General features: G+C 71.1%; 23 protein-coding genes and 1 tRNA gene. 23 read left to right on the top strand and 1 reads right to left on the bottom strand.

The window, feature by feature from the left end; all coding sequences use genetic code 11:
- The first annotated feature begins 54 nt into the window (after positions 1 to 54).
- The 20 genes from fdnG (at position 55) to AC3WXD_RS13815 (ending at position 20,977) form a co-directional block, all read left to right on the top strand.
- Positions 55 to 3,123 (top strand): formate dehydrogenase-N subunit alpha, encoded by a 3,069-nt coding sequence (gene fdnG, locus AC3WXD_RS13720; RefSeq protein WP_492323949.1) that lies wholly within the window; start codon positions 55 to 57, stop codon positions 3,121 to 3,123.
- A 46-nt stretch (positions 3,124 to 3,169) separates the two neighbouring features.
- Positions 3,170 to 4,108, top strand: coding sequence for a formate dehydrogenase subunit beta (gene fdxH / locus AC3WXD_RS13725; protein WP_020203093.1), 939 nt, complete (start codon positions 3,170 to 3,172; stop codon positions 4,106 to 4,108).
- Positions 4,095 to 4,736, top strand: a complete 642-nt coding sequence (locus AC3WXD_RS13730) for a formate dehydrogenase subunit gamma (RefSeq protein WP_020203092.1) — start codon at positions 4,095 to 4,097, stop codon at positions 4,734 to 4,736. Before fdxH ends, AC3WXD_RS13730 begins: the two co-directional genes overlap by 14 nt.
- Before the next feature lie 93 nt (positions 4,737 to 4,829).
- On the top strand, positions 4,830 to 5,792 hold the full coding sequence (fdhE, locus tag AC3WXD_RS13735) for a formate dehydrogenase accessory protein FdhE (protein WP_492323950.1): 963 nt from the start codon (positions 4,830 to 4,832) through the stop codon (positions 5,790 to 5,792).
- A 35-nt stretch (positions 5,793 to 5,827) separates the two neighbouring features.
- The gene (gene selA / locus AC3WXD_RS13740; protein WP_492324017.1) at positions 5,828 to 7,255 is read left to right on the top strand and encodes an L-seryl-tRNA(Sec) selenium transferase; all 1,428 of its coding nucleotides are present in this window, start codon (positions 5,828 to 5,830) and stop codon (positions 7,253 to 7,255) included.
- A complete protein-coding gene (selB, locus tag AC3WXD_RS13745) occupies positions 7,252 to 9,183 on the top strand; it encodes a selenocysteine-specific translation elongation factor (protein ID WP_454732763.1) in 1,932 nt (643 codons plus the stop codon). The genes selA and selB overlap by 4 nt, the downstream gene beginning before the upstream one ends.
- A gap of 53 nt (positions 9,184 to 9,236) precedes the next feature.
- A tRNA-Sec gene (locus AC3WXD_RS13750) sits at positions 9,237 to 9,332 on the top strand.
- A 358-nt stretch (positions 9,333 to 9,690) separates the two neighbouring features.
- A complete protein-coding gene (locus AC3WXD_RS13755) occupies positions 9,691 to 9,936 on the top strand; it encodes a hypothetical protein (RefSeq protein WP_020204001.1) in 246 nt (81 codons plus the stop codon).
- A gap of 335 nt (positions 9,937 to 10,271) precedes the next feature.
- Entirely contained in the window at positions 10,272 to 10,967 is a 696-nt protein-coding gene (locus AC3WXD_RS13760; protein ID WP_492323951.1) for a DUF6088 family protein, read from the top strand.
- A gap of 4 nt (positions 10,968 to 10,971) precedes the next feature.
- Positions 10,972 to 12,018: a nucleotidyl transferase AbiEii/AbiGii toxin family protein gene (locus AC3WXD_RS13765; RefSeq protein WP_492323952.1), complete on the top strand. Its 1,047-nt coding sequence runs from the start codon at positions 10,972 to 10,974 to the stop codon at positions 12,016 to 12,018.
- Between the two features lie 200 nt (positions 12,019 to 12,218).
- Positions 12,219 to 13,343, top strand: a complete 1,125-nt coding sequence (locus AC3WXD_RS13770; RefSeq protein ID WP_492323953.1) for a transglutaminase-like domain-containing protein — start codon at positions 12,219 to 12,221, stop codon at positions 13,341 to 13,343.
- A gap of 26 nt (positions 13,344 to 13,369) precedes the next feature.
- On the top strand, positions 13,370 to 14,425 hold the full coding sequence (selD, locus tag AC3WXD_RS13775; protein WP_492324018.1) for a selenide, water dikinase SelD: 1,056 nt from the start codon (positions 13,370 to 13,372) through the stop codon (positions 14,423 to 14,425).
- Positions 14,426 to 14,653: 228 nt separating this feature from the next.
- The gene (locus AC3WXD_RS13780; RefSeq protein WP_082080105.1) at positions 14,654 to 15,442 is read left to right on the top strand and encodes a MetQ/NlpA family ABC transporter substrate-binding protein; all 789 of its coding nucleotides are present in this window, start codon (positions 14,654 to 14,656) and stop codon (positions 15,440 to 15,442) included.
- A gap of 122 nt (positions 15,443 to 15,564) precedes the next feature.
- On the top strand, positions 15,565 to 16,959 hold the full coding sequence (locus AC3WXD_RS13785; RefSeq protein WP_492323954.1) for a selenium-binding protein SBP56-related protein: 1,395 nt from the start codon (positions 15,565 to 15,567) through the stop codon (positions 16,957 to 16,959).
- A 9-nt stretch (positions 16,960 to 16,968) separates the two neighbouring features.
- Positions 16,969 to 17,643, top strand: a complete 675-nt coding sequence (locus AC3WXD_RS13790; protein WP_020204008.1) for a hypothetical protein — start codon at positions 16,969 to 16,971, stop codon at positions 17,641 to 17,643.
- Positions 17,644 to 17,703: 60 nt separating this feature from the next.
- Positions 17,704 to 18,045, top strand: coding sequence for an FKBP-type peptidyl-prolyl cis-trans isomerase (locus AC3WXD_RS13795; protein ID WP_020204009.1), 342 nt, complete (start codon positions 17,704 to 17,706; stop codon positions 18,043 to 18,045).
- Between the two features lie 111 nt (positions 18,046 to 18,156).
- On the top strand, positions 18,157 to 19,842 hold the full coding sequence (locus AC3WXD_RS13800) for an FAD-dependent oxidoreductase (protein WP_492323955.1): 1,686 nt from the start codon (positions 18,157 to 18,159) through the stop codon (positions 19,840 to 19,842).
- The gene (locus AC3WXD_RS13805; RefSeq protein ID WP_492323956.1) at positions 19,839 to 20,204 is read left to right on the top strand and encodes a 4Fe-4S dicluster domain-containing protein; all 366 of its coding nucleotides are present in this window, start codon (positions 19,839 to 19,841) and stop codon (positions 20,202 to 20,204) included. Before AC3WXD_RS13800 ends, AC3WXD_RS13805 begins: the two co-directional genes overlap by 4 nt.
- Positions 20,201 to 20,335, top strand: a complete 135-nt coding sequence (locus tag AC3WXD_RS13810; protein WP_020204012.1) for a hypothetical protein — start codon at positions 20,201 to 20,203, stop codon at positions 20,333 to 20,335. The genes AC3WXD_RS13805 and AC3WXD_RS13810 overlap by 4 nt, the downstream gene beginning before the upstream one ends.
- Before the next feature lie 192 nt (positions 20,336 to 20,527).
- Positions 20,528 to 20,977 (top strand): hypothetical protein, encoded by a 450-nt coding sequence (locus AC3WXD_RS13815; protein WP_492323957.1) that lies wholly within the window; start codon positions 20,528 to 20,530, stop codon positions 20,975 to 20,977.
- A 77-nt stretch (positions 20,978 to 21,054) separates the two neighbouring features.
- On the opposite strand, the gene AC3WXD_RS13820 is transcribed toward AC3WXD_RS13815, so the two are convergent.
- A complete protein-coding gene (locus tag AC3WXD_RS13820) occupies positions 21,055 to 22,002 on the bottom strand; it encodes a LysR family transcriptional regulator (protein WP_020204014.1) in 948 nt (315 codons plus the stop codon).
- A 154-nt stretch (positions 22,003 to 22,156) separates the two neighbouring features.
- Between AC3WXD_RS13820 and AC3WXD_RS13825 the strand changes: the two genes are divergently transcribed.
- From AC3WXD_RS13825 to AC3WXD_RS13835, 3 genes are all read left to right on the top strand, one after another.
- Positions 22,157 to 23,986, top strand: a complete 1,830-nt coding sequence (locus tag AC3WXD_RS13825; RefSeq protein ID WP_492323958.1) for a gamma-glutamyltransferase family protein — start codon at positions 22,157 to 22,159, stop codon at positions 23,984 to 23,986.
- A 118-nt stretch (positions 23,987 to 24,104) separates the two neighbouring features.
- Positions 24,105 to 25,085 (top strand): Bug family tripartite tricarboxylate transporter substrate binding protein, encoded by a 981-nt coding sequence (locus AC3WXD_RS13830; RefSeq protein WP_492323959.1) that lies wholly within the window; start codon positions 24,105 to 24,107, stop codon positions 25,083 to 25,085.
- A gap of 4 nt (positions 25,086 to 25,089) precedes the next feature.
- A complete protein-coding gene (locus tag AC3WXD_RS13835) occupies positions 25,090 to 25,623 on the top strand; it encodes a GAF domain-containing protein (RefSeq protein WP_059415139.1) in 534 nt (177 codons plus the stop codon).
- The last annotated feature ends 1 nt before the right edge of the window (position 25,624 follow it).

Here is a 25,624-nt window from a genome sequence, read left to right on the forward strand (position 1 = left end):
TCTGGAACAAGACGCAAAAACCCCACCGTTGTCGCCATGTCCAGGAGAGTTCTCATGGTTACGATGAACAGGCGCCAGTTTCTGAAGATAACCGGCGCATCCCTGGCGGGCTCCAGCCTGGCCTTGATGGGATTCTCGCCGGGCGAGGCGCTGGCGGAGGTGCGGGCCTACAAGCTGGCCCGCGCCACCGAGACGCGCAACACCTGCCCGTATTGCTCCGTGGCCTGCGGCCTGCTGATGTACAGCCTGGGGGACGGCGCCAAGAACGCCACCGCCAGCGTGATCCACATCGAGGGCGACGCCGATCATCCGGTCAATCGCGGCACGCTGTGCCCGAAGGGCGCCGGGCTGATCGACTTCATCCACAGCCCCAGCCGGCTGAAATACCCGGAATACCGCGCGCCCGGCTCGGACAAGTGGGTGCGGCTGTCGTGGGACGATGCGCTGGACCGCATCGCCAAGCGCCTCAAGGAAGACCGCGACGCCAACTTCGTCGACAAGACCGCCGACGGCAAGACGGTCAACCGCTGGCTGACCACCGGCATGCTGGCGGCCTCGGCCAGCAGCAACGAGGTGGGCTACCTCACGCAGAAGACCATCCGCAGCATGGGGATGCTGGGCTTCGACAACCAGGCGCGCGTCTGACACGGCCCGACGGTGGCAGGTCTTGCCCCGACGTTTGGCCGCGGTGCGATGACGAACCATTGGGTCGACATCAAGAACGCGGATGTGGTGCTGGTGATGGGCGGCAACGCGGCCGAGGCGCACCCGTGCGGCTTCAAGTGGGTGACGGAGGCCAAGGCGCACAACAAGGCCCGGCTGATCGTGGTGGACCCGCGCTTCACGCGCTCGGCCTCGGTGGCGGACCTGTACGTGCCGATCCGCACGGGCAGCGACATCGTGTTCCTGGGCGGCGTGATCCGCTACCTGCTGGCCAACGACAAGATCCAGCACGAGTACGTGAAGCACTACACGGACTTCACCTTCATCGTGCGCGAGGACTTCGCCTTCGACCAGGGCATCTTCTCCGGCTATGACGCCGGCAAGCGCAGCTACGACAAGACCACCTGGGACTACGAGCGCGGCGACGACGGCTTCGTCAGGACCGATCCCACGCTGGCGCACCCGCGCTGCGTCTTCAACCTGCTCAAGCAGCACTACGCGCGCTACACGCCCGAGATGGTGGAGCGCGTGTGCGGCACGCCAAAGGACAAGTTCCTCGCCGTATGCGAGATGATGGCGTCCACCGCCACGCCCACGCGCGCCATGACCATCATGTACGCGCTGGGCTGGACGCAGCACTCGATCGGCTCGCAGATCATCCGCACCGGCGCGATGGTGCAGCTGCTGCTGGGCAACATCGGCGTGTCCGGCGGCGGCATGAACGCGCTGCGCGGCCACTCCAACATCCAGGGCCTGACCGACCTGGGGCTGCTGTCCAACCAGTTGCCCGGCTACATGACGCTGCCGAGCGAGCCCGAGCAGGACTACGACAAGTACATCGCCGCGCGCGCGCTCAAGCCGCTGCGGCCCAACCAGCTCAGCTACTGGCAGAACTACCCCAAGTTCCACGTCAGCCTGATGAAGGCGTGGTGGGGCGACGCCGCCACCGCGGACAACCACTGGGCCTACGACTACCTGCCCAAGCTCGACAAGCTGTACGACCTGCTGCAGGTGGTCGAGCTGATGAACCAGGGCAAGATGAACGGCTACATCGCGCAGGGCTTCAACCCGCTGGTGGCCGCGCCCAACAAGGCCAAGCTCGCGGCCGGGCTGGCCAGGCTCAAGTTCCTGATCGTGATGGACCCGCTGGCCACCGAGACCTCCGAGTTCTGGCGCCACGCCGGCGAGATGAACGACGTCGACCCCGCGCGGATCCAGACCGAGGTGTTCCGCCTGCCCACCACCTGCTTCGCCGAGGAAAACGGCGCGCTGGTCAACTCCGGGCGCTGGCTGCAATGGCACTGGAAAGGCGCCGAGCCGCCGGGCGAGGCGCGCAGCGACCTGGAGATCATGGCCGGGCTGTTCCTGCGCATGCGCAAGATGTACCAGGCCGACGGCGGCAAGTTCCCCGACCCGATCCTCAACCTGACCTGGCCCTACGCGGACCCGTACAGCCCGAACCCGGAAGAACTGGCCCGCGAATACTCCGGCCGCGCCATCGCCGAGCTCAAGGATCCCAAGGACCCCGCCAAGGTGACGCGGCGCGCGGGCGAGCAGTTGAGCGGCTTCGCCGAGCTGCGCGACGACGGCAGCACCGCCAGCGGCTGCTGGATCTTCTGCGGCGCCTGGACCAGCGCCGGCAACCAGATGGCGCGGCGCGACAATACGGACCCCACCGGCATCGGCCAGACCCTGAACTGGGCCTGGGCGTGGCCGGCCAACCGCCGCGTGCTGTACAACCGCGCCTCGTGCGATCCGGCCGGCAAGCCGTTCAACCCGGCGCGCAAGCTGATCGGCTGGAACGGCACCGCGTGGGGCGGCGCCGACGTGGCGGACTTCAAGGCCGACGAGGACCCGGCCGGCGGCATGGGGCCGTTCATCATGAACCCGGAAGGCGTGGCGCGCTTCTTCGCCCGCGCCGGCATGGCCGAGGGGCCGTTCCCGGAACACTACGAGCCGTTCGAGACGCCGCTGGGCTACAACCCGCTCAACGACAAGCAGCCGCAGGCCACCAGCAACCCGGCCGCGCGCGTGTTCAAGGACGACCTCGCGGCGATGGGCAAGGTCGCGCAGTTCCCGCACATCGCCACCACCTACCGGCTCACCGAGCATTTCCACGGCTGGACCAAGCACGCGCGCATCAACGCCATCCTCCAGCCCGAGCAGTTCGTGGAGATCGGCGAGGCGCTGGCGAAGGAGCTCGGCATCGTCGCGGGCGACCGCGTCAAGGTGTCGTCCAACCGCGGCTTCATCAAGGCGGTGGCGGTGGTCACCAAGCGGCTCAGGGCGCTGCAGGTGGACGGCAAGACGCTGCACACGGTGGGCATCCCGATCCACTGGGGCTTCACCGGGCTGGCGCGGCCGGGCTTCATCACCAACACGCTGACCCCGTCGGTGGGCGACGGCAATACGCAGACGCCGGAGTTCAAGTCCTTCCTGGTGAAGGTCGAGAAGGCCTAGCGAAGACGCGGGAACATAGAGGACATAAGGGGCACAGGGGAACGTCATGGCACTGCAGTCTCTCGACATCCGCCGGCGCTCGGCCACCACCACGCCGTCGACGCAGGTGCGCGCGCCGGCGACCGGCACCGTGGCCAAGCTGATCGACACCACCAAGTGCATCGGCTGCAAGGCCTGCCAGGCGGCGTGCATGGAATGGAACGACCTGCGCGACGAAATCGGCCACAACGTGGGCGTCTACGACAACCCGGCCGACCTGAGCGACCATTCCTGGACCGTGATGCGCTTCTCCGAATACGAGAACCCCAACGGCAACCTCGAATGGCTGATCCGCAAGGACGGCTGCATGCACTGCGACGATCCCGGCTGCCTCAAGGCCTGCCCCTCGCCGGGCGCCATCGTGCAGTACACCAACGGCATCGTCGACTTCCAGGAAGAGAACTGCATCGGCTGCGGCTACTGCATCACCGGCTGCCCGTTCAACATTCCGCGCATCTCGAAGCAGGACCACAAGGCCTACAAGTGCACGCTGTGCTCGGACCGCGTCGGGGTGGGCCAGGAACCCGCCTGCGTGAAGACCTGCCCGACCGGCGCCATCGTCTTCGGCACCAAGGAAGACATGAAGCAGCATGCCGAGGAGCGCATCGTCGACCTCAAATCGCGCGGCTTCGACAAGGCCGGCCTGTACGACCCGGCCGGCGTGGGCGGCACGCACGTGATGTACGTGCTGCACCACGCCGACCAGCCTTCGCTCTACCACGGCCTGCCCGACACGCCGCGCATCAGCCCGCTGGTGGGCCTGTGGAAGGGCCTGGCCAAGCCGCTCGCGGTGGCCGGCATCGCCGTCACCGCGCTGGCGGGCTTCTTCCACTACATCCGCGTCGGCCCCAACGAGACCAGCGAGGAAGACGAGGAAGCCGCGCGCGCGGAACTGGCCCGCGAGCCGCGCGCGGCCGACGAGGAGGGACGCCATGAAACCCGCTGACAGGCCCGGCCTGATCCTGCGCTACACCGCCGGCGAGCGCACCAACCACTGGATCGTCGCCATCAGCTTCGTCCTGCTGGCGCTGTCTGGGCTGGCGCTGTTCCACCCGTCGATGTTCTGGCTGAGCAACGTGCTCGGCGGCGGCACCTGGACGCGCATCCTGCACCCGTTCCTGGGCGTGCTGATGTTCGTCTCGTTCGTGCTGCTGGTGCTGCGCTTCTGGCGCCACAACATGCTCAACGCCAACGACCGCGTGTGGCTGCGCCACGCCGGCGACGTGCTCGCCAACCACGAGGAAGCGCTGCCCGAGGTCGGGCGCTACAACGCCGGCCAGAAGCTGCTGTTCTTCCTGATGGTGCTGTGCATGCCGTTGCTGCTGCTGTCAGGCATCGTGATCTGGCGCGTCTACTTCTCCGCGTATTTCCCCATCGAGGTCATCCGCGTCTCGGCGGTGGTGCACGCCATTTGCGCCTTCGCGCTGATTTGCGGCATCATTGTCCACATCTATGCGGCGTTGTGGGTCAAGGGCTCGGTCGCGGCCATGACGCGCGGCACGGTGACTTACGGATGGGCCTGGAAGCACCACCGCGCGTGGTTCCGGGAAGTCTTCAGGCAAGGCAACAAGTAGCGCCACAAACAGCGCCGGACGCAGGCTGCCGCCCGCACCGGCGGCGCCTGCGGCGTCCCCGCCGGGATGCCGTTCCACGGAACCGGGACGATCATGGTGCAGCGCATTCTCCAACCCCACGAAATCGAGTCGCTCGACCACGTCGCGCTGGCGCGCCTGCGCCTGCCGCCGCGCGCCGGCATCTTCGCCGCGCGCGCGCGGCGCCTGCGCCAGCTTGCCGGCGGCAATCCGATCGGCGCCTATCTCGCCCTGATGGCCACCGTGGCCGAGGCCCAGGAAGCGGCCGCCGCCAGCCTGGACGTGCCGCCGCCCGACGCGCACGCCATCGCGCTGGCGCGCGAGCACCGCATGCCGCCGCTGGCCGCCGCCGGCGGCCACGGCGACGGCGCGTGGCACGCCGCGCTGGTGGCGCTGCTGGCCGCCTTGCAGGTCGCGCCCGGCCTGCCGGCGGCGGCCACCGCGGCGCTCGCGCGGCTGGCCGCGCTACCGCCGCATGCGCTGGCCGCCCAGGCACAGGCCCTGCTGGGCGGGCGCGACGACGAAGCCGACCCCGCCATCGCGCCGTTCCTGATGGCCGCGCTCCAGGTCGGCTGGACCAGCCGGGCCAGCCAGCTCGCCGAGGCCGACGTGCCGGCGCTCGACGTGCACACCGTGTGCCCGGCATGCGGCACGCTGCCGGTGGCCAGCATCGTGCGCATCGGCGGGCGCTACCAGGGCCTGCGCTATCTCCATTGCGCGCTGTGCGCCACCGAATGGCACATGGTGCGCATCAAGTGCAGCCATTGCGAATCCACCGAGGGCATCGCCTACCACGTCGCCGAGAACGAGACGGCCCGGCGCGAGGCCACGGAAAAAAGCGACGGCCTGCACGCGGTCAAGGCCGAGTCCTGCGAGCACTGCCATACCTACCGCAAGATCTGCTACATGGAAAAGGACATGGAGGTCGAGCCCGTCGCCGACGACCTCGCCACGCTGGCGCTGGACGTGCTGATGGGCGAGGCCGGCTACGCGCGCGCCAGCGGCAACCCGCTGCTGTGGCAGGGAGCGCAGTCTTGAGCGCGCTCGACGACGGCACGCCCGCCATCCCCGCCATGCCCACCGCGCCCGCCCTCGCCGGGCCGGCGGACATTCCCTCGCTCGACCGCCTGCTCAACGCGCCCGAGCTGCAGCCGCTGCTGGCCAGCCACGGCCGCACCCAGGTCACGGCCACGCTGCGCGGCCTGCTCGACGGCTGCCGCGCGCAGGCGCTCGCCGGGCGGCTGGCGGCCGGCGCGGTGGCGCCCCGGGCGCTGGCCGACGCGCTGGGCGCGGCGCTGGCACGCGCCGCCGAGCCGCGCCTGCGCGCGGTGTTCAACCTCACCGGCACCGTGCTGCATACCAACCTCGGCCGCGCCCTGCTGCCCGACAGCGCGGTGCAGGCGGTGGCGCGCGCGCTGACCGCGCCGGCCAACCTGGAATTCGACCTCGCCAGCGGCGCGCGCGGCGACCGCGACGACCTCGTCGAGGACCTGCTGTGCGAGCTCACCGGCGCCGAGGCCGCGACCGTGGTCAACAACAACGCCGCGGCCGTGCTGCTGATGCTCAACGCGCTGGCGCAGCGGCGCGAGGTGGTGGTCTCGCGCGGCGAGCTGGTCGAGATCGGCGGCGCCTTCCGCATCCCCGACATCATGCAGCGCGCCGGCGCGCGGCTGGTCGAGGTGGGCACCACCAACCGCACCCATCCGCACGACTACGCCGACGCCATCGGCCCGCGCACCGCGCTGCTGATGAAGGTCCATTGCAGCAACTACCAGGTGACCGGCTTCACGCGCAGCGTGGAGGTGGCCGAGGTGGCGGCGCTAGCCGCGCCGCACGGCCTGCCGGTGGTGGTGGACCTCGGCAGCGGCACGCTGGTGGACCTCACGCGCTGGGGCCTGCCGCCCGAGACCACGGTGCGCGAGACCATCGAGGCCGGCGCCAGCCTCGTGACCTTCAGCGGCGACAAGCTGCTCGGCGGGCCGCAGGCCGGGCTGATCGTCGGGCGCGCCGAGCTGATCCGCAAGATCAAGAAGAATCCGCTCAAGCGCGCGCTGCGCGTGGGCAAGCTGACGCTGGCCGCGCTCGAGCCCGTGCTGCGACTCTACCGCGCGCCCGAGCTGCTGGCCGACAGCCTGCCCACGCTGCGCCTGCTCACGCGCGCGGCGCCGGACCTGCACGCGCAGGCGCTGCGCCTGCGCCCGCTGCTGCAGCCGGCGCTCGGCGACGCCTACCTCGTCGCGGACGCGCCGATGTTCAGCCAGGTCGGCAGCGGCGCGCAGCCGGGCAGCCAGTTGCCGAGCCACGGCCTGGCCATCACGGCGGCAGGCGGGCGCCGCGCCGGCGCCGGGCGCCAGCTGCAGCGGCTCGAAGCGGCGCTGCGCGCGCTGCCCCGCCCCGTCATCGGCCGCGTCGCCGACCAGACTCTGTGGCTGGACCTGCGCTGCCTGGAACAGGCCGACGAGGCCGCCTTCACCGCCCAGTGGCAGGCGCTGCGCCCATGATCGTCGGCACCGCCGGGCACATCGACCACGGCAAGACCACCCTGGTGCATGCGCTGACCGGCGTCGACACCGACCGCCTCAAGGAAGAGAAGGCGCGCGGCATCTCCATCGCGCTCGGTTATGCCTACACGCCGCTGCCCAACGGCGACGTGCTCGGTTATGTCGACGTGCCCGGCCACGAGCGCCTGATCCACACGATGGCCGCCGGCGCCAGCGGCATCGACCTGGCGCTGCTGGTGGTCGCCGCCGACGACGGCGTGATGCCGCAGACGCGCGAGCACGTGGCCATCGTCGAGCGGCTCGGCATCGCGCGCGCCGCGGTGGCGCTGACCAAGGCCGACCGCGCCGGCGCCGCGCGCCTCGACGCGGTGCGCGGCGAGATCGCGGCGCTGCTGGCCGGCACGCCGTTCGCCGGCGCGCCGGTGTTCGCGCTCGACGCCACGCGCGCCGGCGACGCCGGCGTGGCCGCGCTGCGCGCCTGGCTGCACGAAGCCGCGCAGCAGGTGCCGCCGCGCGGCGCGGACGGCCTGTTCCGGCTGGCGGTGGACCGCGTGTTCACGCTGCCCGGCCACGGCACGGTCGTCACCGGCACGGTCCTCGGCGGCCAGGTCCGCGTTGGCGACACCATGCAGGTCGCGCCGTCCGGCAAGCCGGCGCGTGTGCGCAGCATCCACGCGCAGCAGCGCCCCGCCGACACCGGCCGCGCCGGGCAGCGCTGCGCGCTCAACCTGGCCGGCATCGACAAGGACGCGGTCAACCGCGGCGACTGGATAGCCGATCCCGCGCTGGTCGCGCCCTCGGTCCGCATCGACGTCTCGCTCGCCCTGCTGCCGCAGGCGGACCTGCGGCTCGCGCACTGGACGCCGCTGCACGTCCACCTCGGCACCACGCACCAGTTGGCCAACGCCGTGCTGCTCGACACCGAAGCGCTGGAACCGGGCGGCACCGCGCTGGCCCAGCTGGTGTTCGCCGCGCCGGTCTGCGCGCTGCCCGGCGACCGCTTCATCGTGCGCAACGCGCAGGCCAGCCAGACCGTGGGCGGCGGCACCGTGCTCGACCCGTTCGCGCCCGAGCGACGCCGCCGCACCGCGCGGCGCCTGGCGTGGCTGCGGGCGCTGCGGGAAATGACCGAAGGCGCCGGGCTGGCGCCGCTGCTGGCGCAGGCCACCCACGGCATCGCCACCGCGCGCCTGGCCTGCCTGACCGGCAGCGGCCCGGCCGGCTGGCGGCTGCCGGCCGACGCGCTGACCGTGCCCGCGGCGGGACATGCCGATGCCTGCGTCATCCTCGCCGCGCACTGGCAGGCGCTGCAGCGCACCGTGCTCGACACGCTGGCCGCGTTCCACGCGCGCCTGCCCGACGAACCCGGCCTCGACGCCGGCGCCCTGCGCCGCGCGGCCCTCGCCGGCGCGCCGGCGCTGCCGGACGCGGCCTGGGGCGCGCTGCTCGACACGCTGGTCGGACAAGGCGCCCTGCGCCGCAACGGCGCGTGGCTGCAACTGCCGTCGCACGCCGTCACGCTGTCGGACGAAGACCTCGCGCTGGCGCAGCGCATCGCGCCGATGCTGGCGGCCGGCGGCTACGACCCGCCCTGGGTGCGCGAACTCGCCGCGGCCCGCAACGTGCCGGAAGACAGGATGCGCCAGCTATTGCGCCGGATGGCGCGCCAGGGCACGCTGCACCAGATCGTGCCCGACCTGTTCTACGACGACGGCCGCGTGCGCGAACTGGCCGCGCTGGTCGCCACGCTGATCGCGCAACATGGCAGCGCCGACGCGGTGCGCTTTCGCGACGCCACCGCGCTGGGCCGCAAGCGCGCCATCCAGATTCTGGAGTTCTTCGACCGCGTCGGCTACACTCGGCGCGTCGGCAACGGCCGCGTGCTGCGGCCCGGCAATGCGTGGCAGGCCGGTGCCGGCCGCGTGTAGTCCGTGCAGTCCGTGCAGTCCTGTAGCACCCGCAAGTCCATGTAGTCCGCGAAGGAAGGCATGCGTATCCGGTGATGCGGCCGGGCTTCAAACCCGGTTGGGGGCGTCAGCCGTTCCCAGGTAGGTTCGACTCCTGCTGCTTTCCGCCACGAGGTTTTCCGGTTTCTTGCCGGACACGGCAACAGGCAAGGATTTGCACAGGGCGCGCTTTCTTGCCTTTCCCGCGGGTTTTCGAGATTGGATGGCGCCCGGCTGCGCCAGACTGGCGAAATGATGCCCGGCCTCCGGCCGGAGATCGTCCGCCACGCGCCACGCCTCGCCCTCCAGATCGTCAGCGAATCCCTGCCCCGGCGCGGGGACGAGGCCCCGATCCGATTACTGTATATCCATACAGTAAACTCAACTATATGCACTCGGCCCAGGATGGCCCATACACTGTATATTCGTACAGTATCCAAACCGCTGCATTACCTGATTAACGCAGCCACCATCCGGAGAGTCGCCGTCATGTCCGATACCCGCGCCATCAAGTACATCGTCGTGCCATACCGTCAGGGCAAAGGCGACTCGCTCCAGCCCGGCGAGATCCGCCAGGCCTCCAGCGAGGTCGGCGCCATCCGCATCGCCAGCGCAATGGCGTCCAGCTTCGCCGGCGTCGCCGCCTACGAAGTGCTGGTGGACGAGGAAACGGGCGAGATGGGGTCGCCGCGCATCCTGGTGCAGGAGGGGAGCATTCCGGCGCTTGGCGAGTGAGGCAAGAGGGGGTATGCGGACGAGGGCGTGGCTGCAGAGCCCGCACCGCTTCGGGCAGATCAGGCGGGCAGCCTGAATCTTCTTCTGATCGGAATCTCAAGAGACCTCATTTGCGGCCTTTCGAGACGGCGAACGCGGTCCGACCTTTCGTGCTCGGAAGAAGGAACTGGTCATTCGCGGCAACTGTTGCCGGCGCCAGTCTCCGTTCTTCAGTCGGTCACGACAAAGTGCACCATGATCCGCTCAATGTTGTCCGAAATTTGATACTTTTTTACGGACAGATGGCTTGCCAGTTGTCTGGAAAAAATATACAAATATCGGACAAGGAGCCCCACATGTCCGCCCTCAAGTCCAGAATCTCCGCATTGATCGATGCCGCCGCATGCAGCCAGGTTTGGGTGCCGTCCGATTTCGCCGATCTCGGAAACCGGGATGCGATCGACAAGGTATTGCAGCGCATGGTCGCGGCAGGAGAACTGCGGCGAATCGAACGAGGCCTCTACGACCGGCCCTCGATGAACCAGCTGACGGACAGTCCCACCACGCCGGACTATCGCGCCGTGATAGCGGCAATCGCGCGGCGGGACCAGTTGCGGATGCTGGTGGACGGCCTGACGGCGGCGAACGACCTGGGGCTGACCGATGCCGTTCCCGCCCGCGTCGTCGTCCATACGGATGCCCGGCGCCGTGGCGTGCGGCTCGGCAACCTGGATATCCAGTTCAAGCACACCGCGCCAAGCCGCCTGTACTGGGCAGGCCGCCCCGCCATGCGCGTGGTGCAGGCCCTTTACTGGCTGAAGGACATGCTGGCATCCGACCGCGCCCACATCCTCGGCCGGTTGCGGGATGTCCTCGCCGGCTCGGCGAACGGCGATGCGATCCGCGAGGATCTTGCGGGCGGGCTGTCGATGATGCCGGCCTGGATGCAGGACATCACGCGGGATCTGCTCCACGCGGACGCCCCGCCCGCGCACCGCAGGCCGACACCGGCGCCGGCGCCGGCCGCCGCCGCCGCGGACATGCCGGGGTAAAAGGTTGAACCAGGCCTACCGGCAAATCCTCGCGGCTTCCGATGCCGACCGGCGCGACCTGTTCCTGCGCACCGCCACGCGCCTGGGCACGGCCGTGCAGAACGTCGAGAAGGATTTCTGGGTGTGCTGGACCCTGGACGTACTGTTCAACCGGCTGCCCGACGGCGGGCCGCGATTGCTGTTCAAGGGCGGCACTTCCCTGTCCAAGGCATTCGGCCTGATTACCCGCTTTTCGGAAGACATCGACGTCACGGTCTTTCGCGACGATCTTGGCCAGCAGGCGAGCGCCGCCGAACTTGATGCGCTGAGCGGGAAGAAGCGCCGCGAGCGGCTCAACGCGATCAAGGAAGCCTGCCAGGCCTATGTCGCCGGCGCCCTGAGAACTCGGATAAGCGCGTGCGCTCTCGCGGCAATCGGCGAAGGGCGTTTCCTGCTCGAGCCGGACCCGGGCGATGCGGATCGCCAGAGCCTGCTTTTCTGGTACCCCGCCGTCACGCAGGAGGCGGGAGGCTACGTCCGCTCGGCCGTCAAGATCGAGTCGGGAGCCAAGTCGGCCCTCGATCCGCACGTCCCCGCCAGTGTCACGCCCTACGTTGCCGGCGACGTGCCGGGGCTGGACCTGACCGTGCCGGACATCACCACCGTAGAAGCGAAACGCACGTTCTGGGACAAGATCATCATCGTGCACGGACTGCGGCAATGGCACGACCGCCGCGCCGAACTCCGGCATGGCGGCCAGCGGGTTTCCCGCCATTACTACGACCTGCACCAGCTCTTGCAGATTGCCACGGCGCAAGGCTGGACCGGCGATGGCCTGCTTGCCCTGGACTGCGCGCGACACGCAAGACTCTTCTTCGGCAGCGCGGACCTGGGACTCGACGCCGCGCGGCCCGGCGCGTTCACCCTGGTCCCGGCAGGAGCCATGCGCGATGCGCTGGCGAGGGACTACGCGGCGATGGCGGGCATGGTCTTTGGCAACGCGCCGGCATTCGATGCGGTGCTCGATGCCGCTGCCCGCCTGGAACAGGCCGTCAATGTCATCGGCCCGTAGCATCGGCTAGCCGGCCAGCCCGCCGACCGATGTTTCGCCCATCGGTCCTCCCGCACCCTCCCGCCGCTCCCAGCCCCCTGCCCGGCACTTTTTTGCTCCCCCCTTCCGCCCCGGCGGCCTACTATGCATTGGTCAGGCGAACCGCCGCGACTACCGCGACTGCCGCGCGCCGCCCAGGCCACCGAACCGGAGGAATGCAAATGGACCGTCGTTCTTTCCTGAAAGCGGGCGCCGCCGCGCCCGTGCTGGCGGGCGCAGCCGGGATTCCCGGACTGGCCCGCGCCGGCGCGCCAGGCGCCGAGGCGTTGCCGGCCGCCGAGGGCTGGCGTGTCTATGAAGTCACCACGGAGGTGACGCTGCCGCCCACGGCCGCGCCGGCCAGCGTGTGGGTGCCGATCACCGCCGGGCGGATCGGCGACTACCAGCGCACGCTGTCCACCACCTGGGCCGCGCCCGGCGCACGCGCGGAAGACGCCCGCGCGCCCGGCTACGACGTGCGCATGCTGGCGCTGAACTGGCCCGCCGCCGCCGAAGGCCAGCCGCTGCATGCCACGCTGACCAACGTGGTGGCGCTGCGCGACCGCAAGGCGGATCTCGGCCAGCCGCCGTCGTCGCGCGGGCCGCGCGAATCGGCCGAGACCCTGCGCGAATACCTGCGGCCCACGCAACTGCTGCCGACCGACGGCATCGTCAAGGCCACCGCGCAGCAGATCACCGCCGGCGCGCCGGACGACATGACGCGCGCCCGCGCGCTCTACGAATGGGTGGTCGACCATACTTGCCGCGAGGCCAGCGTGCGCGGCTGCGGCGTGGGCGACGTGGCGGCCATGCTGCGCGCGGGCGGCATCATGGGCGGCAAGTGCGCGGACATCAACGCGCTGTTCGTGGCGCTGGCGCGCGCCTCGGGCATTCCGGCGCGCGATGCCTACGGCGTGCGCGTGGACAATTCCGCATACGGCTTCAAGGCGATGGGCAAGGCCGGCGACATCTCCAAGGCGCAGCACTGCCGCGCCGAGTTCTACAACGCCGGCTACGGCTGGGTGCCGGTGGACCCGGCCGACGTGCGCAAGGTGGCGCTCGAGGAGGTGCCCGGCGGGCTGCCGATGACGCACTGGAAGGTGCGCTCGGCGCGCGCGATGCTGTTCGGCGCCTGGGAGATGAACTGGGTGGCCTACAACCACGGCCACGACGTGGCGCTGCCGGGCAGCAAGGCGGCGCCGGTGCCGTTCCTGATGTACCCGAACGGCGAGACCGTCGCCGGCACGCTCGACAGCGTCGATCCCGCCGCGTTCGGCTACCGCATCGCCTCGCGCCGCATCGCATAGGGAGACCCATGACGGCAAACAACACGATGGCCGACCGGCCGGCCGCCGGCGCAATCAGGCTGACGGCCTTTTCCCACGGCGGCGGCTGCGGCTGCAAGATCGCGCCCGGCGTGCTCTCCGAGATCCTCAGGAACACGCGCGGCTTCCCGGCGCCGCCCGCGCTGATGGTCGGCATCGAGACCAGCGACGACGCCGCCGTCTACAGGCTCAACGACACCCAGGCGCTGGTCGCCACCACGGACTTCTTCATGCCGGTGGTGGACGACCCCTACGACTTCGGCCGCATCGCCGCGGCCAACGCCATCTCCGACGTCTACGCGATGGGCGGCACGCCGATCATGGCGCTGGCGCTGGTCGGCATGCCGGTGGACAAGCTGCCGCCGGAGGTCATCGGCACCATCCTGGCCGGCGGCGAGGCGGTCTGCGCGCAGGCGGGCATTCCCGTCGCGGGCGGCCACACCATCGACTCGGTCGAGCCGATCTACGGGCTGGTGGTGATGGGGCTGGTGCACCCCGACCACGTCAAGCGCAACAGCGCCGCGCGGCCCGGCGACGTGCTGATCCTCGGCAAGCCGCTCGGCGTGGGCATCATGTCGGCCGCCATCAAGAAGGACAAGCTGGACGCCGACGGCTACCGCGAGATGATCGCCAGCACCACGCGGCTCAACACGCCGGGCCGACGGCTGGCGGCCCTGGCGGGCGTGCACGCGCTCACCGACGTGACCGGCTTCGGCCTGCTCGGCCATCTGCTGGAAGTCTGCCGCGGCAGCGGCGTGGGCGCGCGGCTGGCGATGGACCGCATCCCGCTGCTGCCCGGCGTGGCGGCGCTGGCCGGCGCGGGCGTGGTCACTGGCGCGTCGGGGCGCAACTGGGCCAGCTACGGCGCCGAGGTGGCGCTGGCGGCAGGCATCACGCCGGCGCAGAAAGCCCTGCTGACCGATCCGCAGACCAGCGGCGGCCTGCTGGTGGCATGCGCGCCGGCGGCGGTGGACGACGTGCTCGCCGTGTTCCGCGACGAAGGCTTCGCGCATGCCGCCGTGATCGGCGAGACCACGGCGGGGCCGGCGCGCGTGACGGTGTGAGCGGCGGCGGCCGGGTGCTTCCTGGCCGCGCGCATCCCAACGTGTCCAAACGCATCCCGCGCGAGCCGCCCGCGACAACCGAACAAGCTATTGCCCCGCCCCGTTCTAAGCTAAGACGAAACCATCAGTTCGCGCGGCGTCGTGCCGTTCCTATACTTGGCGGCCACGCAACAGCCTGGGAACGGGACCATGAAACGATGGCACGCGGCCGCGCTGGCGGCTCTGGTGATGGCATTCGGCGCCGGCGCCGCGCAGGCACAAACGCAGGCACAAGCGCAGGCGCAGGAAAAAACGAAGATCAAGGTCGGCGTCTCGGTCGGCAATGCCGAGCAGACCTTCGAGGTGGTGCGCAAGGTCGCCGCGCGCGACGGCCTGGACATCCAGGTCATCACCTTCAGCGACTACCTGCAGCCCAACGAGGCGCTCGCCGCCGGCGACCTCGACGCCAACGCCTTCCAGCACAAGCCCTTCCTCGACAGCCAGATCAAGGCGCGCGGCTACAAGATCGTGCCGGTGGGCCTGACGCTGACCGCGCCGCTGGGCATCTACTCCAGGGCCTACAAGTCGGTCGCGCAACTGCCGCAGGGCGCGCGCATCGGCATCCAGAACGATCCGTCCAACGGCAACCGCGCGCTGCTGCTGCTGCAGAAGGCCGGGCTCATCAAGCTCAGGCCCGGCGTGGGCGAGAACGGCGTCAACGCCACCCCGCTCGACGTGGTGGAGAACCCGAAGAAGCTCAGGCTGATCGAGCTCGACGCCGCGCAACTGCCGCGCGCGCTCGACGACCTCGCCGCCGCCTCGATCAACAACGACTATGCCTATCGCGCCGGCCTCTCGCTGCAGCGCGACACCATCGCGGTGGAAGACGCGCGCGGCCCCTACGCCAACCTGATCGCCACGCGCGCCGAGGACAAGGACAAGCCGTGGGTCAAGAAGCTGGTGAAGGCCTACCAGTCGGAGGAAGTGCGCCGGTTCATCGAGACCGAGTTCAAGGGCTCGCTGATCCCGGCCTTCTGAGCGGTGCCGGGCCGCCCCGCCGGGGGGCCGGCCGATCCCGCCGATGTGTCCTATAGTACAAAGCCGCGATAGCCGGTGGGGCAAGGCATGCGAGCCGTACAAGGCATACAAGGAGGCACATCATGGCAACCTGGAAGCCCGATCCGAGCTTTTACCCGTCGCCGCGCCTGGCGGCGAAGGCACCCCCCGAATCCCTCGCCTACGTGGCGATGTTCGATCCCACGCGCAGCCAGCCCGACGGCATCGCCGTGGTGAACACGGACCCGGCCTCGCCCGCCTACGCCACCATCGTCGGCCGGGTGGCCATGCCGCACACCGGCGACGAGCTGCATCACTTCGGCTGGAACGCCTGTTCCTCCTGCCTGTGCCCGAACGCGCCGCACCCGCACATGGAGCGGCGCTACCTGGTGGTGCCGGGCCTGCGCTCCTCGCGCGTCTACATCCTCGACACCAAACCCGATCCGCTGCACCCCGTCATCGTCAAGGTGATCGAGCCCGGCGAGCTGGCCGAGCGCACCGGCTACACGCGCCCGCACACCGTGCACTGCGGCCCCGCCGGCATCTACATCACGGCGCTCGGCAACGGCGCGGGCAAGGGGCCGGGCGGCATCATGCTGCTGGACCAGGAAAGCTTCGAGCCGCTCGGCCAGTGGGAAGTGGAGCGCGGCCCGCAGCAGTTCGCCTATGACGGCTGGTGGCATCTCGGCTACGACACGCTGGTGACCAGCGAATGGGGCACGCCGGACATGTTCGAGGACGGCCTGGTGCCCGAGATCCTGCTCGGCTCGCGCTACGGCCGGCGCCTGCATTTCTGGGACCTCAACAAGCGCCGGCACCTGCAGGAGATCGACTTCGGCGAGGAGCACCAGCTGGTGTTCGAGCTGCGCCCCGCGCACGACCCGACCCGCGCCTACGGCTTCGTCAACTGCGTCATCAGCCTCAAGGACCTGTCCTCGTCGATCTGGACCTGGTACCGCGACGGCGACAAATGGGCCGTGCGCAAGATCATCGAGATCCCGGCCGAACCCGCCGACCCGGACCTGCTGCCGCCCATCCTCAAGGGCTTCAAGGCGGTGCCGCCGCTGGTGAGCGACATCGATCTGTCGATGGACGACCGCTTCCTCTACGTCTCGTGCTGGGGCACCGGCGACCTGCTGCAATACGACGTCTCCGACCCGTTCGCGCCGCAGCAGACCGGGCGCGTGCGCATCGGCGGCATCGTCTCGCGCGCCACGCACCCGGGCGCGGGCGGCGCCGCGCTCAACGGCGGCCCGCAGATGGTGGAGGTGAGCCGCGACGGCCGCCGCGTCTATTTCACCAACTCGCTGTACGGCGCGGTGGACGCGCAGTTCTACCCGGAAGGCATCGACGGCTGGATGGTCAAGCTCGACGCCGCGCCCGAGGGCGGCATCGCCTTCGACCCGCGCTTCTTCCTGCGCTGGCCGGCCGGCCACCGGCCGCACCAGGTGCGGCTGCAGGGTGGCGACTGCTCGTCCGACTCGTACTGCTACCCGTAGCGGCGCGCCATGCCCGGAGCCGCGCCGGATACCCATCTCGCCGCGCAATGGGCGGCGCTGTGGCCGCTCTGGTGGCCGTGGCTGGCGATTGCCGCGCTGGGCCTGTTCCACGGCATCAACCCGGCGATGGGCTGGCTGTTCGCGGTCGCGCTCGGGCTGCATCGCGGACGGCGCAAGGTGGTGCTGCTGGCGCTGCTGCCGATCGCGCTGGGACATGCGCTGGCGGTCGCGCTGGTGCTGGCCGCCGCGCTCACGCTCGGCAGCCTGCTGGACCCGGCGTGGATGGCGCGCATCGGCGGCGCCGCGCTGATCGGCTGGGCCGCGTGGCACGCGCTGCGCGGCCACCGCCGCCACCCGCGCGTGGGCATGCAGGCCGGCATGGCGGGGCTGGCGCTGTGGTCGTTCCTGATGGCCGGCGCGCACGGCGCCGGGCTGATGCTGGTGCCGGTGATGCTGCCGCTGTGCGCCGCCGCGGCGCCCGGCGGCGGCGCGCTGGTGCCGGCGCTGCTGGCGCTGGGCCTGCACACGCTGGCCATGCTGCTGGCCATCGGCACCGTGGCGCTGCTGGTGTACGACCGCCTCGGCGTGGCCTTCCTGCGCACCGGCTGGCTCAACCTCGACCGCGTATGGACCGCCGCGCTGCTGGCCTGCGGCGCGTGGCTGCTGTTCGCGTCCGGCCACTGAGCGGGTACCATCGCGCACCACACGCCAGACACGCAAAGCGCAACCCAACCAGACAACGCAATGAGCACCGAACTGAAGATCGAAGACATCGAACCCGGCACCGGCAAGGCGGTCGTCAAGGGCGCCCTCATCACCACCGAGTACACCGGCTACCTGGAGGACGGCACCATGTTCGATTCCTCCCACGAGCGCGGCAAGCCGTTCCAGTGCGTGATCGGCACCGGCCGCGTCATCAAGGGCTGGGACATCGGCCTGATGGGCATGCGGACCGGCGGCAGGCGCCGGCTGTCCGTTCCCGCGCACCTCGCCTACGGCGAGCGGCAGGTGGGCGAGCACATCAAGCCGAATTCGAACCTGGTGTTCGAGATCGCGCTGCTGGAGGTGCTGACGCGCGACGACTGAGCGCGCCGCCAACCGTATAAGGTTTTCACCAATCCTTCGTTGTGCGCGCGGCGTGCCGTGGCTACTGTCATCCGATACATCCGCTATGCCACCGCCCCGGAGGACCGCCGCATGCCATCCCGCCCGCGCGAGCCGCGCGCCGCACCCGCCCCGCTGGACACCGCCCCGCCGAACGCCGATTGGCTGGACACCGACGTGCTGGTCATCGGCGGCGGCCCCGCCGGCACCTGGGCGGCCGTGGCCGCGGCCGAGCGCGGCGCGCGCGTGGTGCTGGCCGACAAGGGCTATTGCGGCGCTTCCGGCGCCACCGCGGCGGCCGGCACGGCGATCTGGCACGTCGCGCCCGACCCGGCCGCGCGCGCGGCGGCCAGGGCCAGCCGCTACACGCTGGGCGGCGAGCTGGCGGAGCCGGCCTGGATGGACCGCGTGCTGGACCGCACCCACGCCGGGCTGGAACGGCTGGCCGAATGGGGCTACCCGTTCCCGCAGGACGAGCACGGGCAAAGCCAGCGCATCTCGCTGCAGGGGCCCGAATACATGCGGCTGATGCGCCGGCGCGTGAAGGCCGCGGGCGGGCGCATCCTCGACCACAGCCCCGCGCTGGAACTGCTGGTGGACGACGGCGGCCGGGTGAGCGGCGCGCGCGGCCTGCGCCGCCAGCCGCGCGCCGGCCAGGCCGCGCAATGGCGCGTGCGCGCCGGCGCGGTGGTGATCGCCACCGGCGGCTGCGCGTTCCTGAGCCGCGCGCTGGGCTGCAACGTGCTCACCGGCGAAGGCCACCTGATGGCCGCCGAGGCCGGCGCCGAGCTGTCGGGCATGGAGTTCTCCAACGCCTACGGGCTCGGCCCCGCGTTCGCCTCCGTCACCAAGTCGCTGTTCTACCAGTGGGCCACGTTCTACGACGCGCAGGGCCAGGTGCTGGAAGGCGCCGGCTCCGCGCATGGCCGCGGCGTGATCGCGCGCGCCTTGCAGACGCAGGCCGTGCATGCGCGCCTGGACCGCGCCGACGCCCGCGTGCGCGCCTGGATGCGCAGCGCGCAGCCCAACTTCTTCCTGCCGTTCGACCGGCTCGGCATCGATCCCTTCACGCAGCGCTTCCCGGTCACGCTGCGCCTGGAAGGCACCGTGCGCGGCACCGGCGGCCTGCGCATCGCCGACGCGCAGTGCGCCACCGGCGTGCCCGGCCTGTACGCGGCCGGCGACGCGGCCACGCGCGAGCTGATCTGCGGCGGCTTCACCGGCGGCGGCAGCCACAACGCGGCCTGGGCGCTGTCGTCCGGCTGGTGGGCCGGCGAAGGCGCGGCGGCCTTCGCGCAAGGCGCGGGCACGCACGGCGCGGAAGACCTGCGCGGCGCCGGCGGCAGCCCCGACGAGGGCGCGCAGGCCGCGCCCGATCCCCAGGCGCTGGTGGACGCCGTGCAGGCCGAAGTCTTTCCCTACGCGCGCAACTGGTTCCGCGACGGCGGCACGCTCACCGCGTCGCTCGCGCGCCTCGACGCGCTCTGGCGCACGTGGAGCCGCTACGCGCCACCGCGCGACGACGCGCAGGCGCTGCGCGCGCGCGAAGCCACCGCCATGCTGGCCACCGCGCGCTGGATGTACCGCAGCGCGCTGGCACGCACGGAAACGCGCGGCATGCACCGGCGCACCGACCATCCGGGGCTCGACGCGGGCCAGCGCTACCGCCTCGTCAGCGGCGGCCTCGACGAAGTGTGGACCGCGCGCGAGGCCGTGCGCGACGCGCCGCCGCAGGAGCGGCAGGAAGGCCCGAAGCCAGCATGGAGAGCTGCGGCATGATCGAGCTGCTCAACGGCGCGCGCTGCACGGGCTGCAATATCTGCGTGCGGGTCTGCCCGACCAACGTGTTCGCCATCGTGCCCGGCAAGATCCCCGCGATCGCGCGGCAGCAGGACTGCCAGACCTGCTTCATGTGCGAGCTGTATTGCCCCGAGGACGCGCTCTACGTGGCGCCGCTGGCCGATGCCTGCCAGCCGCCCGACCACGCCGCGGCGGAGCCGCCGCGCCACGCCGGCAGCTACCGCGCGGCGGTGGGCTGGGGCAAGGGGCGCGCGCCGACCGCCGCGCAGGACGGCAGCCACGCGCTGCTCGCCCTCGTACGCCCGGCGCCGCGCGCCGGCGGCAAGCGCGGCGCGCCATGAAAGACCTGCTCGACTGGATCACCGCCATCGCCGCCGTGGTGCTGGTCTACGCGGCCTTGCGGCATCCGCTCTACCCGCCGCGCGGCGACAAGGAGAAGGAACCGGCGGGCAAGGACGATGCCGGGCACTGACGCCGCGCCCGGTGTCCTGCCCCCGCAAATTTATATTCAAAAATTCTGAACGATAAATTCGGATAAGCACGGTCCCGGGCTTTGGTGGCTCTTCTATAGTTCGTCACATGGACGGCGCGCAAACAAGCAGCAACAAGCAGTAGCGCAGCGACGGCGTCCTGGCAGATGCAGACGAACAATCAACGAAATTCAATGAATTTTCAGATACTGGAGCCCATCATGACCAAGACCTTCGCCCTCAAGCTCGCTTCCGCCCTCGTGCTCTCGCTGGCCGCCATCGGCGCCGCCCAGGCCGCCTCCGCCCGTGACCTGCAGGCCGGCGACAAGTACGGCTACAACTTCCGCAGCACCGTCCCGGCCGACCGGTACGGCTACGACTTCCGCACGCACGACACCTTCACCGACGGCGCCCGCAGCGGCAAGGCCGATCCGTTCACCGACGGCGCCCGCATCGCCGGCCTCGACCGCAGCGGCGTCTCGGCCACGCCGGCCCGCGGCTTCGACCCGTACACCGAAGGCGCCCGCAGCGGCAAGGCCGATCCGTTCACCGACGGTGCCCGCATCGCCGGCCTCGACCGCATCGGCGTCTCGGCCACGCCGGCCCGCGGCTTCGACCCGTACACCGAAGGCGCCAACGCCTGATGCGGACCACCCGCCGCTTCCACCGCGCCCGCGGCGCCGGCTGATCCCGGCGCCGTTTTTCTTTTGGCGGGCCGGATTCACTCCCGCTGCGGGACCGCCAGCTGCAGCGCGCGCACCAGCGCCAGCAGCGGCTCGCTCTGCCCGGCGCGGCGCAGCCACATCGCGCCGACCGCCGGCAGGTCCCAGGTCAGCGTGTGCGGCAGCACCGCGGCGGCGCCGGTGGCGGCCAGCTCGGCCGCCACCCCGCGCGGCACGATGGTGATGGCGCGCGGCTGGGTGCGCAGCAGCGTGGCGATGGTCTTGATCGAGTAGGTCTCCACCATCGGCGTGGGCGGCACCGCGCCGGCGGTGGCGAACAGCGTGTTGACGGTGCGCCGGATCGGCGTGTGCCCGGGCGGCAGGATCCAGTCCAGCGCGGCCAGGCGCTGCCAGTCCAGCTTGCCGCGCGCCAGCCGCGCCGCCGCCGCGGTCGGCACCACCAGCGCCGGCTCCTCCCGGTACAGCGGCGCCTGCACGATGTCGTCGCCGGGCGCATAAAAGGAGCGCGCGATCACGCAATCCAGCTCGTGCGCGCGCAGCGCCGCCACCAGTTCGTCGGTGGTGCCCTCGCGCACCACCACCGCCGCGCGCGGCTGCTGGCGCAGGCCGTGCGAGCAGGCCGCGTCCAGCACCACCGGCGCCACGTAGGGAATCACGCCGATGCGCAGCCGCCCGTGCAGCCCGGCGCCGATCACGGCCAGCTCGCGGCCCAGCGCCTCGGTGTCGGCCATCGCCAGGCGCGCGTGGACCAGCACCGCCGCGCCCGTGTCGGTGGGCTCCAGCCCGCGCCGCGAGCGCGCGAACAGCGGCACCATGAAGATCTCCTCGATCTCGCGCAGCGCCTTGGTCACGGCGGGCTGGGACAGCCCCATCTCGGCCGCCACGCGCGAGACCGAGCGCTGCCGGTCCAGCGCCAGCAGCAGCGCGAGGTGCTTGAGCCGCAGGCGGGAAATCAGGTTGTGCTGGAGCTTGTCGGCGGATGGCATGGCGGGTCCGATGCGTTCTGCGGGGTGTTCCGCGGGTCGTTCTTTGTATAACCAAACCTTCATACAACAATAATTATTCGGCTGCAAACGGTTATTCAGGACTCTTATACTGGCGTTCAGCCCTTCCTTGTCACCGATCCTTCACGGAGTCCCCATGTTCACCACCCGCCCGGAAATCGTCGGCACCTTCGGCGTGGCCTCGTCCACCCACTGGCTGGCCTCGCAGACCGCCATGAGCGTGCTGGAGCGCGGCGGCAACGCCTTCGACGCGGCGGTGGCGGGCGGCTTCGTGCTGCAGGTGGTGGAGCCGCACCTGAACGGCCCCGGCGGTGAGGTGCCGATCCTGCTGTGGAGCGAGCGCGAGCGCGCGGTGCGCTCGATCTGCGGGCAGGGCCCGGCGCCGGCGCTGGCGGACCCCGCCGCGATGCGCGCCAGGGGGCTGGACCTGGTGCCCGGCATCGGCCTGCTGCCGGCCACGGTGCCGGGTGCCTTCGGCGCCTGGCTGACCATGCTGCGCGACTACGGCACCTGGGAGCTGGCCGACGTGCTGGCCCCCGCCATCGCCTACGCGCGCCACGGTTTCCCGCTGGTGCCGCGCATCTCGCAGGCGATCCTGGCGGTGCGCGAGCTGTTCCAGCAGGAGTGGCACAGCTCGGCCGAGGTGTGGCTGCCGGGCGCCCGCGTGCCGCGCCCCGGCACCCTGCATGCCACGCCGGGCGTGGCGCGCACCTACACGCGCATCCTGGAGACGGCCGCGGCCGCCGGCGGCACGCGCGAGCAGCAGATCGACGCCGCGATGGCGTGCTGGTACCGCGGCTTCGTGGCCCGGGAGATCGACGAATTCTGCCGCACGCAGGCGGTGCGCGACACCACCGGCGAGCGCCACAAGGGCCTGCTGCGCCTCGACGACATGGCCAACTGGGCGCCGACCGTGGAAGCCCCGGCCACGCTGGACTTCGGCCGCTACACGGTGGCCAAGTGCGGCATCTGGAGCCAGGGTCCGGCCTTCCTGCAACAGCTCGGCATGCTGCGGCACGCCGACCTGGCGGCCCACGCGCCCACCTCGCCGGAGTTCGTGCACCGCATCGCGGAGGCGGCCAAGCTCGCGATGGCCGACCGCCTGGCCTGGTACGGCGACCCGCGCTTCGGCGACGCGCCGCTGCCCGGCCTGCTCGAAGCCGGCTACCTGGCCGCGCGCGCGCAGCTGATCGGCCAGCAGGCCTCGCTGGAGATCCGCGCCGGCACGGTGGACGGCCGCGCGCCGCGCCTGCCCGACCTGGGCGCGGCCGAGCGCACGCTGCGCGATGCCGACGTGCGCTTCGGCGTGGGCGAGCCCACCTTCGCGGCGATGCCGCCGGTAACGGAATGGGCCGAGCGCGAGATCTTCGTCGGCGACACCTGCCACATCGACGTGATCGACCGCCACGGCAACATGGTCGCGGCCACGCCGTCGGGCGGCTGGCTGTCGTCCAGCCCGGTGATCCCGGCGCTCGGCTTCGCGCTCAACACGCGCCTGCAGATGACCTGGCTGGAACCGGGCCTGCCCAACACGCTGGCGCCGGGCAAGCGCCCCTGCACCACGCTGTCGCCGTCGCTGGCGCTGCGCGACGGCGAGCCCTACATGGTGTTCGGCACGCCCGGCGGCGACCAGCAGGATCAGTGGTCGGTGGCGTTCTTCCTGCGCCACGCGGTGCACGGCATGAACCTGCAGGAAGCCATCGACGCGCCGGCCTGGCACATCGACCATTTCCCCGGCTCGTTCTGGCCGCGCTCGGTGGTGCTCAACCGCCTGAGCGTGGAGTCGCGCCTGCCCGAAGAAACCATCGCCGAACTGCGCGCGCGCGGCCACGAGGTGAAGGTCGGCGAGCCGTGGTCGGAAGGCCGCATGTCCGCCTGCACGCGCGAGCGCGACGCGCAGGGGCGGCTGGTACTGCGCGCCGGCGCCAACGCGCGCGGCATGCAGGGATACGCGGTGGGACGCTAGGCGCAGCGGCAAGAAGCAGGACAAGGAGACGCAAGCCGGCGTGCAGCCGCCGCCGGACCACACCAATCAAAACCGGGCCGCCCCGCGCGGCCCGCATCGCCATCGGAGAGTTGAAGACATGAAAGCCGTACTCAAGCGCTGCCTGCTGGGCCTTGCCGCGTTCTCGCTATTGTGTGCCGCGTCGGGCGCGGGCGCGGCGGATGCCTATCCGCAGAAACCCATCACGCTGATCGTGCCGTGGGCCGCCGGCGGCTCCACCGACATCCTGGCGCGCGTGCTGTCCGAGCAGTTGACGCGCTCGCTGGGCCAGCCGGTGATCGTCGACAACAAGCCGGGCGCCTCGGGCAACATCGGCTCCGCCGCGGTGGCGCGCGCCAAGCCCGACGGCTACACGCTGCTGGTCGGCTCCATGAGCACGCACGCGATGAACCCGGCGCTGATGCCCAACATGCCGTTCCGCGGCGTGGAAGACTTCACGCCGCTGGGCCTGCTCGCCTACGTCACCAACACGATGGTGATCCATCCCTCGGTGCCGGCGCACAACGTCAAGGAACTGATCGCCTACGCGCGCGCCAATCCGGGCAAGCTGGCCTACGCCAGCGCCGGCTCCGGCTCCACCAACCACCTGAGCGCCGTGCTGTTCGAGAAGATGGCCGGCGTGCAGATGCTGCACGTGCCCTACAAGGGCGGCGCGCCGGCGGTGGTGGACACCGTGGCCGGGCAGACCCAGCTGCTGTTCTCCGCGGGCACGCAGACGCTGACCCACGTGAAGGCCGGCAAGCTGCGCCTGCTCGCCGTCACCGAGAGCAAGCGCTCGCCGCTGCTGCCCAACGTGCCGACCGTGGCCGAGACCGTGCCCGGCTATGAACTGTCGGTCTGGTACGGCGCCTTCGGCCCGGCCGGCATGCCGCCCGCGCTGGTGACGCGCCTGAACCAGGAAATCAACCGGATCATGTCGCTGCCCGAGGTGAAGGAAAAGATGAACGCCATCGGCGTGGAAACCGCCACCTCCACGCCGCAGCAGTTCGCCACCATCCTGCGCCGCGACGCGGACCGCTACGGCAAGCTGATCCGCGAGCTGGGCATCAAGGCGGAATAAGGACGTGAGCGGCCTCATTTCCGACGCGGCCCGCGTGACGCTGCCGGCCGCCGTGCTGGACGCGCTGTGTGGCCAGCTGGCGCGCGCGGACGCGCCCGCCGCCGCCTTCGATGCGATCGGCAGCGCCACCGCGGCGCTGCTCGGCCCGGGCCTGCTGACCATCAACGCATGGCGGCGCGACAGCGCCGAGGTGGAGCGGCTGTGGTCCTCCGACCCCGCCGCCTATCCCGTCGGCGGCCGCAAGCACAAGCCCGACTCCCCGTGGTCGCGCCAGTTGCTGGGCCAGGGCGAGGTCTTCGTCGGCGAGGGCGACCACGCGCTGGCCGCCGTGTTCGACGACATCGCGGTGATCCGCGCGCTGGGCCTGTCCGCCGTGGTCAACGTGCCGGTGTGCGAGCGCGGGCAATGCGTGGGCACCTTCAATTTCCTGGCGGCGCGCGCCGCGTGGGCGCCGGGCGAGGTGGCGACGCTGCGCATGCTGGCGCAGATGGCCACGCCGGCGGTAGTGGCAGCGGCGGCGGCGAGCCGGGCGGACTGAA

Source organism: Cupriavidus sp. FW216-B1 (genome assembly GCF_058789195.1).

Bases quoted from the DNA above. Each gene is read 5' to 3' on its own strand.
- AC3WXD_RS13805 (WP_492323956.1), top strand. From the start codon at position 19,839: ATGATCGAGCTGCTCAACGGCGCGCGCTGCACGGGCTGCAATATCTGC.
- AC3WXD_RS13790 (WP_020204008.1), top strand. From the start codon at position 16,969: ATGCCCGGAGCCGCGCCGGATACCCATCTCGCCGCGCAATGGGCGGCG.
- AC3WXD_RS13730 (WP_020203092.1), top strand. From the start codon at position 4,095: ATGAAACCCGCTGACAGGCCCGGCCTGATCCTGCGCTACACCGCCGGC.
- AC3WXD_RS13825 (WP_492323958.1), top strand. From the start codon at position 22,157: ATGTTCACCACCCGCCCGGAAATCGTCGGCACCTTCGGCGTGGCCTCG.
- AC3WXD_RS13830 (WP_492323959.1), top strand. From the start codon at position 24,105: ATGAAAGCCGTACTCAAGCGCTGCCTGCTGGGCCTTGCCGCGTTCTCG.
- AC3WXD_RS13810 (WP_020204012.1), top strand. From the start codon at position 20,201: ATGAAAGACCTGCTCGACTGGATCACCGCCATCGCCGCCGTGGTGCTG.
- selD (WP_492324018.1), top strand. From the start codon at position 13,370: ATGGCCGACCGGCCGGCCGCCGGCGCAATCAGGCTGACGGCCTTTTCC.
- selB (WP_454732763.1), top strand. From the start codon at position 7,252: ATGATCGTCGGCACCGCCGGGCACATCGACCACGGCAAGACCACCCTG.
- fdhE (WP_492323950.1), top strand. From the start codon at position 4,830: ATGGTGCAGCGCATTCTCCAACCCCACGAAATCGAGTCGCTCGACCAC.
- AC3WXD_RS13770 (WP_492323953.1), top strand. From the start codon at position 12,219: ATGGACCGTCGTTCTTTCCTGAAAGCGGGCGCCGCCGCGCCCGTGCTG.
- AC3WXD_RS13780 (WP_082080105.1), top strand. From the start codon at position 14,654: ATGGCATTCGGCGCCGGCGCCGCGCAGGCACAAACGCAGGCACAAGCG.
- selA (WP_492324017.1), top strand. From the start codon at position 5,828: ATGCCCACCGCGCCCGCCCTCGCCGGGCCGGCGGACATTCCCTCGCTC.
- AC3WXD_RS13755 (WP_020204001.1), top strand. From the start codon at position 9,691: ATGTCCGATACCCGCGCCATCAAGTACATCGTCGTGCCATACCGTCAG.
- AC3WXD_RS13820 (WP_020204014.1), bottom strand. From the start codon at position 22,002: ATGCCATCCGCCGACAAGCTCCAGCACAACCTGATTTCCCGCCTGCGG.
- AC3WXD_RS13800 (WP_492323955.1), top strand. From the start codon at position 18,157: ATGCCATCCCGCCCGCGCGAGCCGCGCGCCGCACCCGCCCCGCTGGAC.
- fdxH (WP_020203093.1), top strand. From the start codon at position 3,170: ATGGCACTGCAGTCTCTCGACATCCGCCGGCGCTCGGCCACCACCACG.
- AC3WXD_RS13815 (WP_492323957.1), top strand. From the start codon at position 20,528: ATGAATTTTCAGATACTGGAGCCCATCATGACCAAGACCTTCGCCCTC.
- AC3WXD_RS13785 (WP_492323954.1), top strand. From the start codon at position 15,565: ATGGCAACCTGGAAGCCCGATCCGAGCTTTTACCCGTCGCCGCGCCTG.
- AC3WXD_RS13795 (WP_020204009.1), top strand. From the start codon at position 17,704: ATGAGCACCGAACTGAAGATCGAAGACATCGAACCCGGCACCGGCAAG.
- AC3WXD_RS13760 (WP_492323951.1), top strand. From the start codon at position 10,272: ATGTCCGCCCTCAAGTCCAGAATCTCCGCATTGATCGATGCCGCCGCA.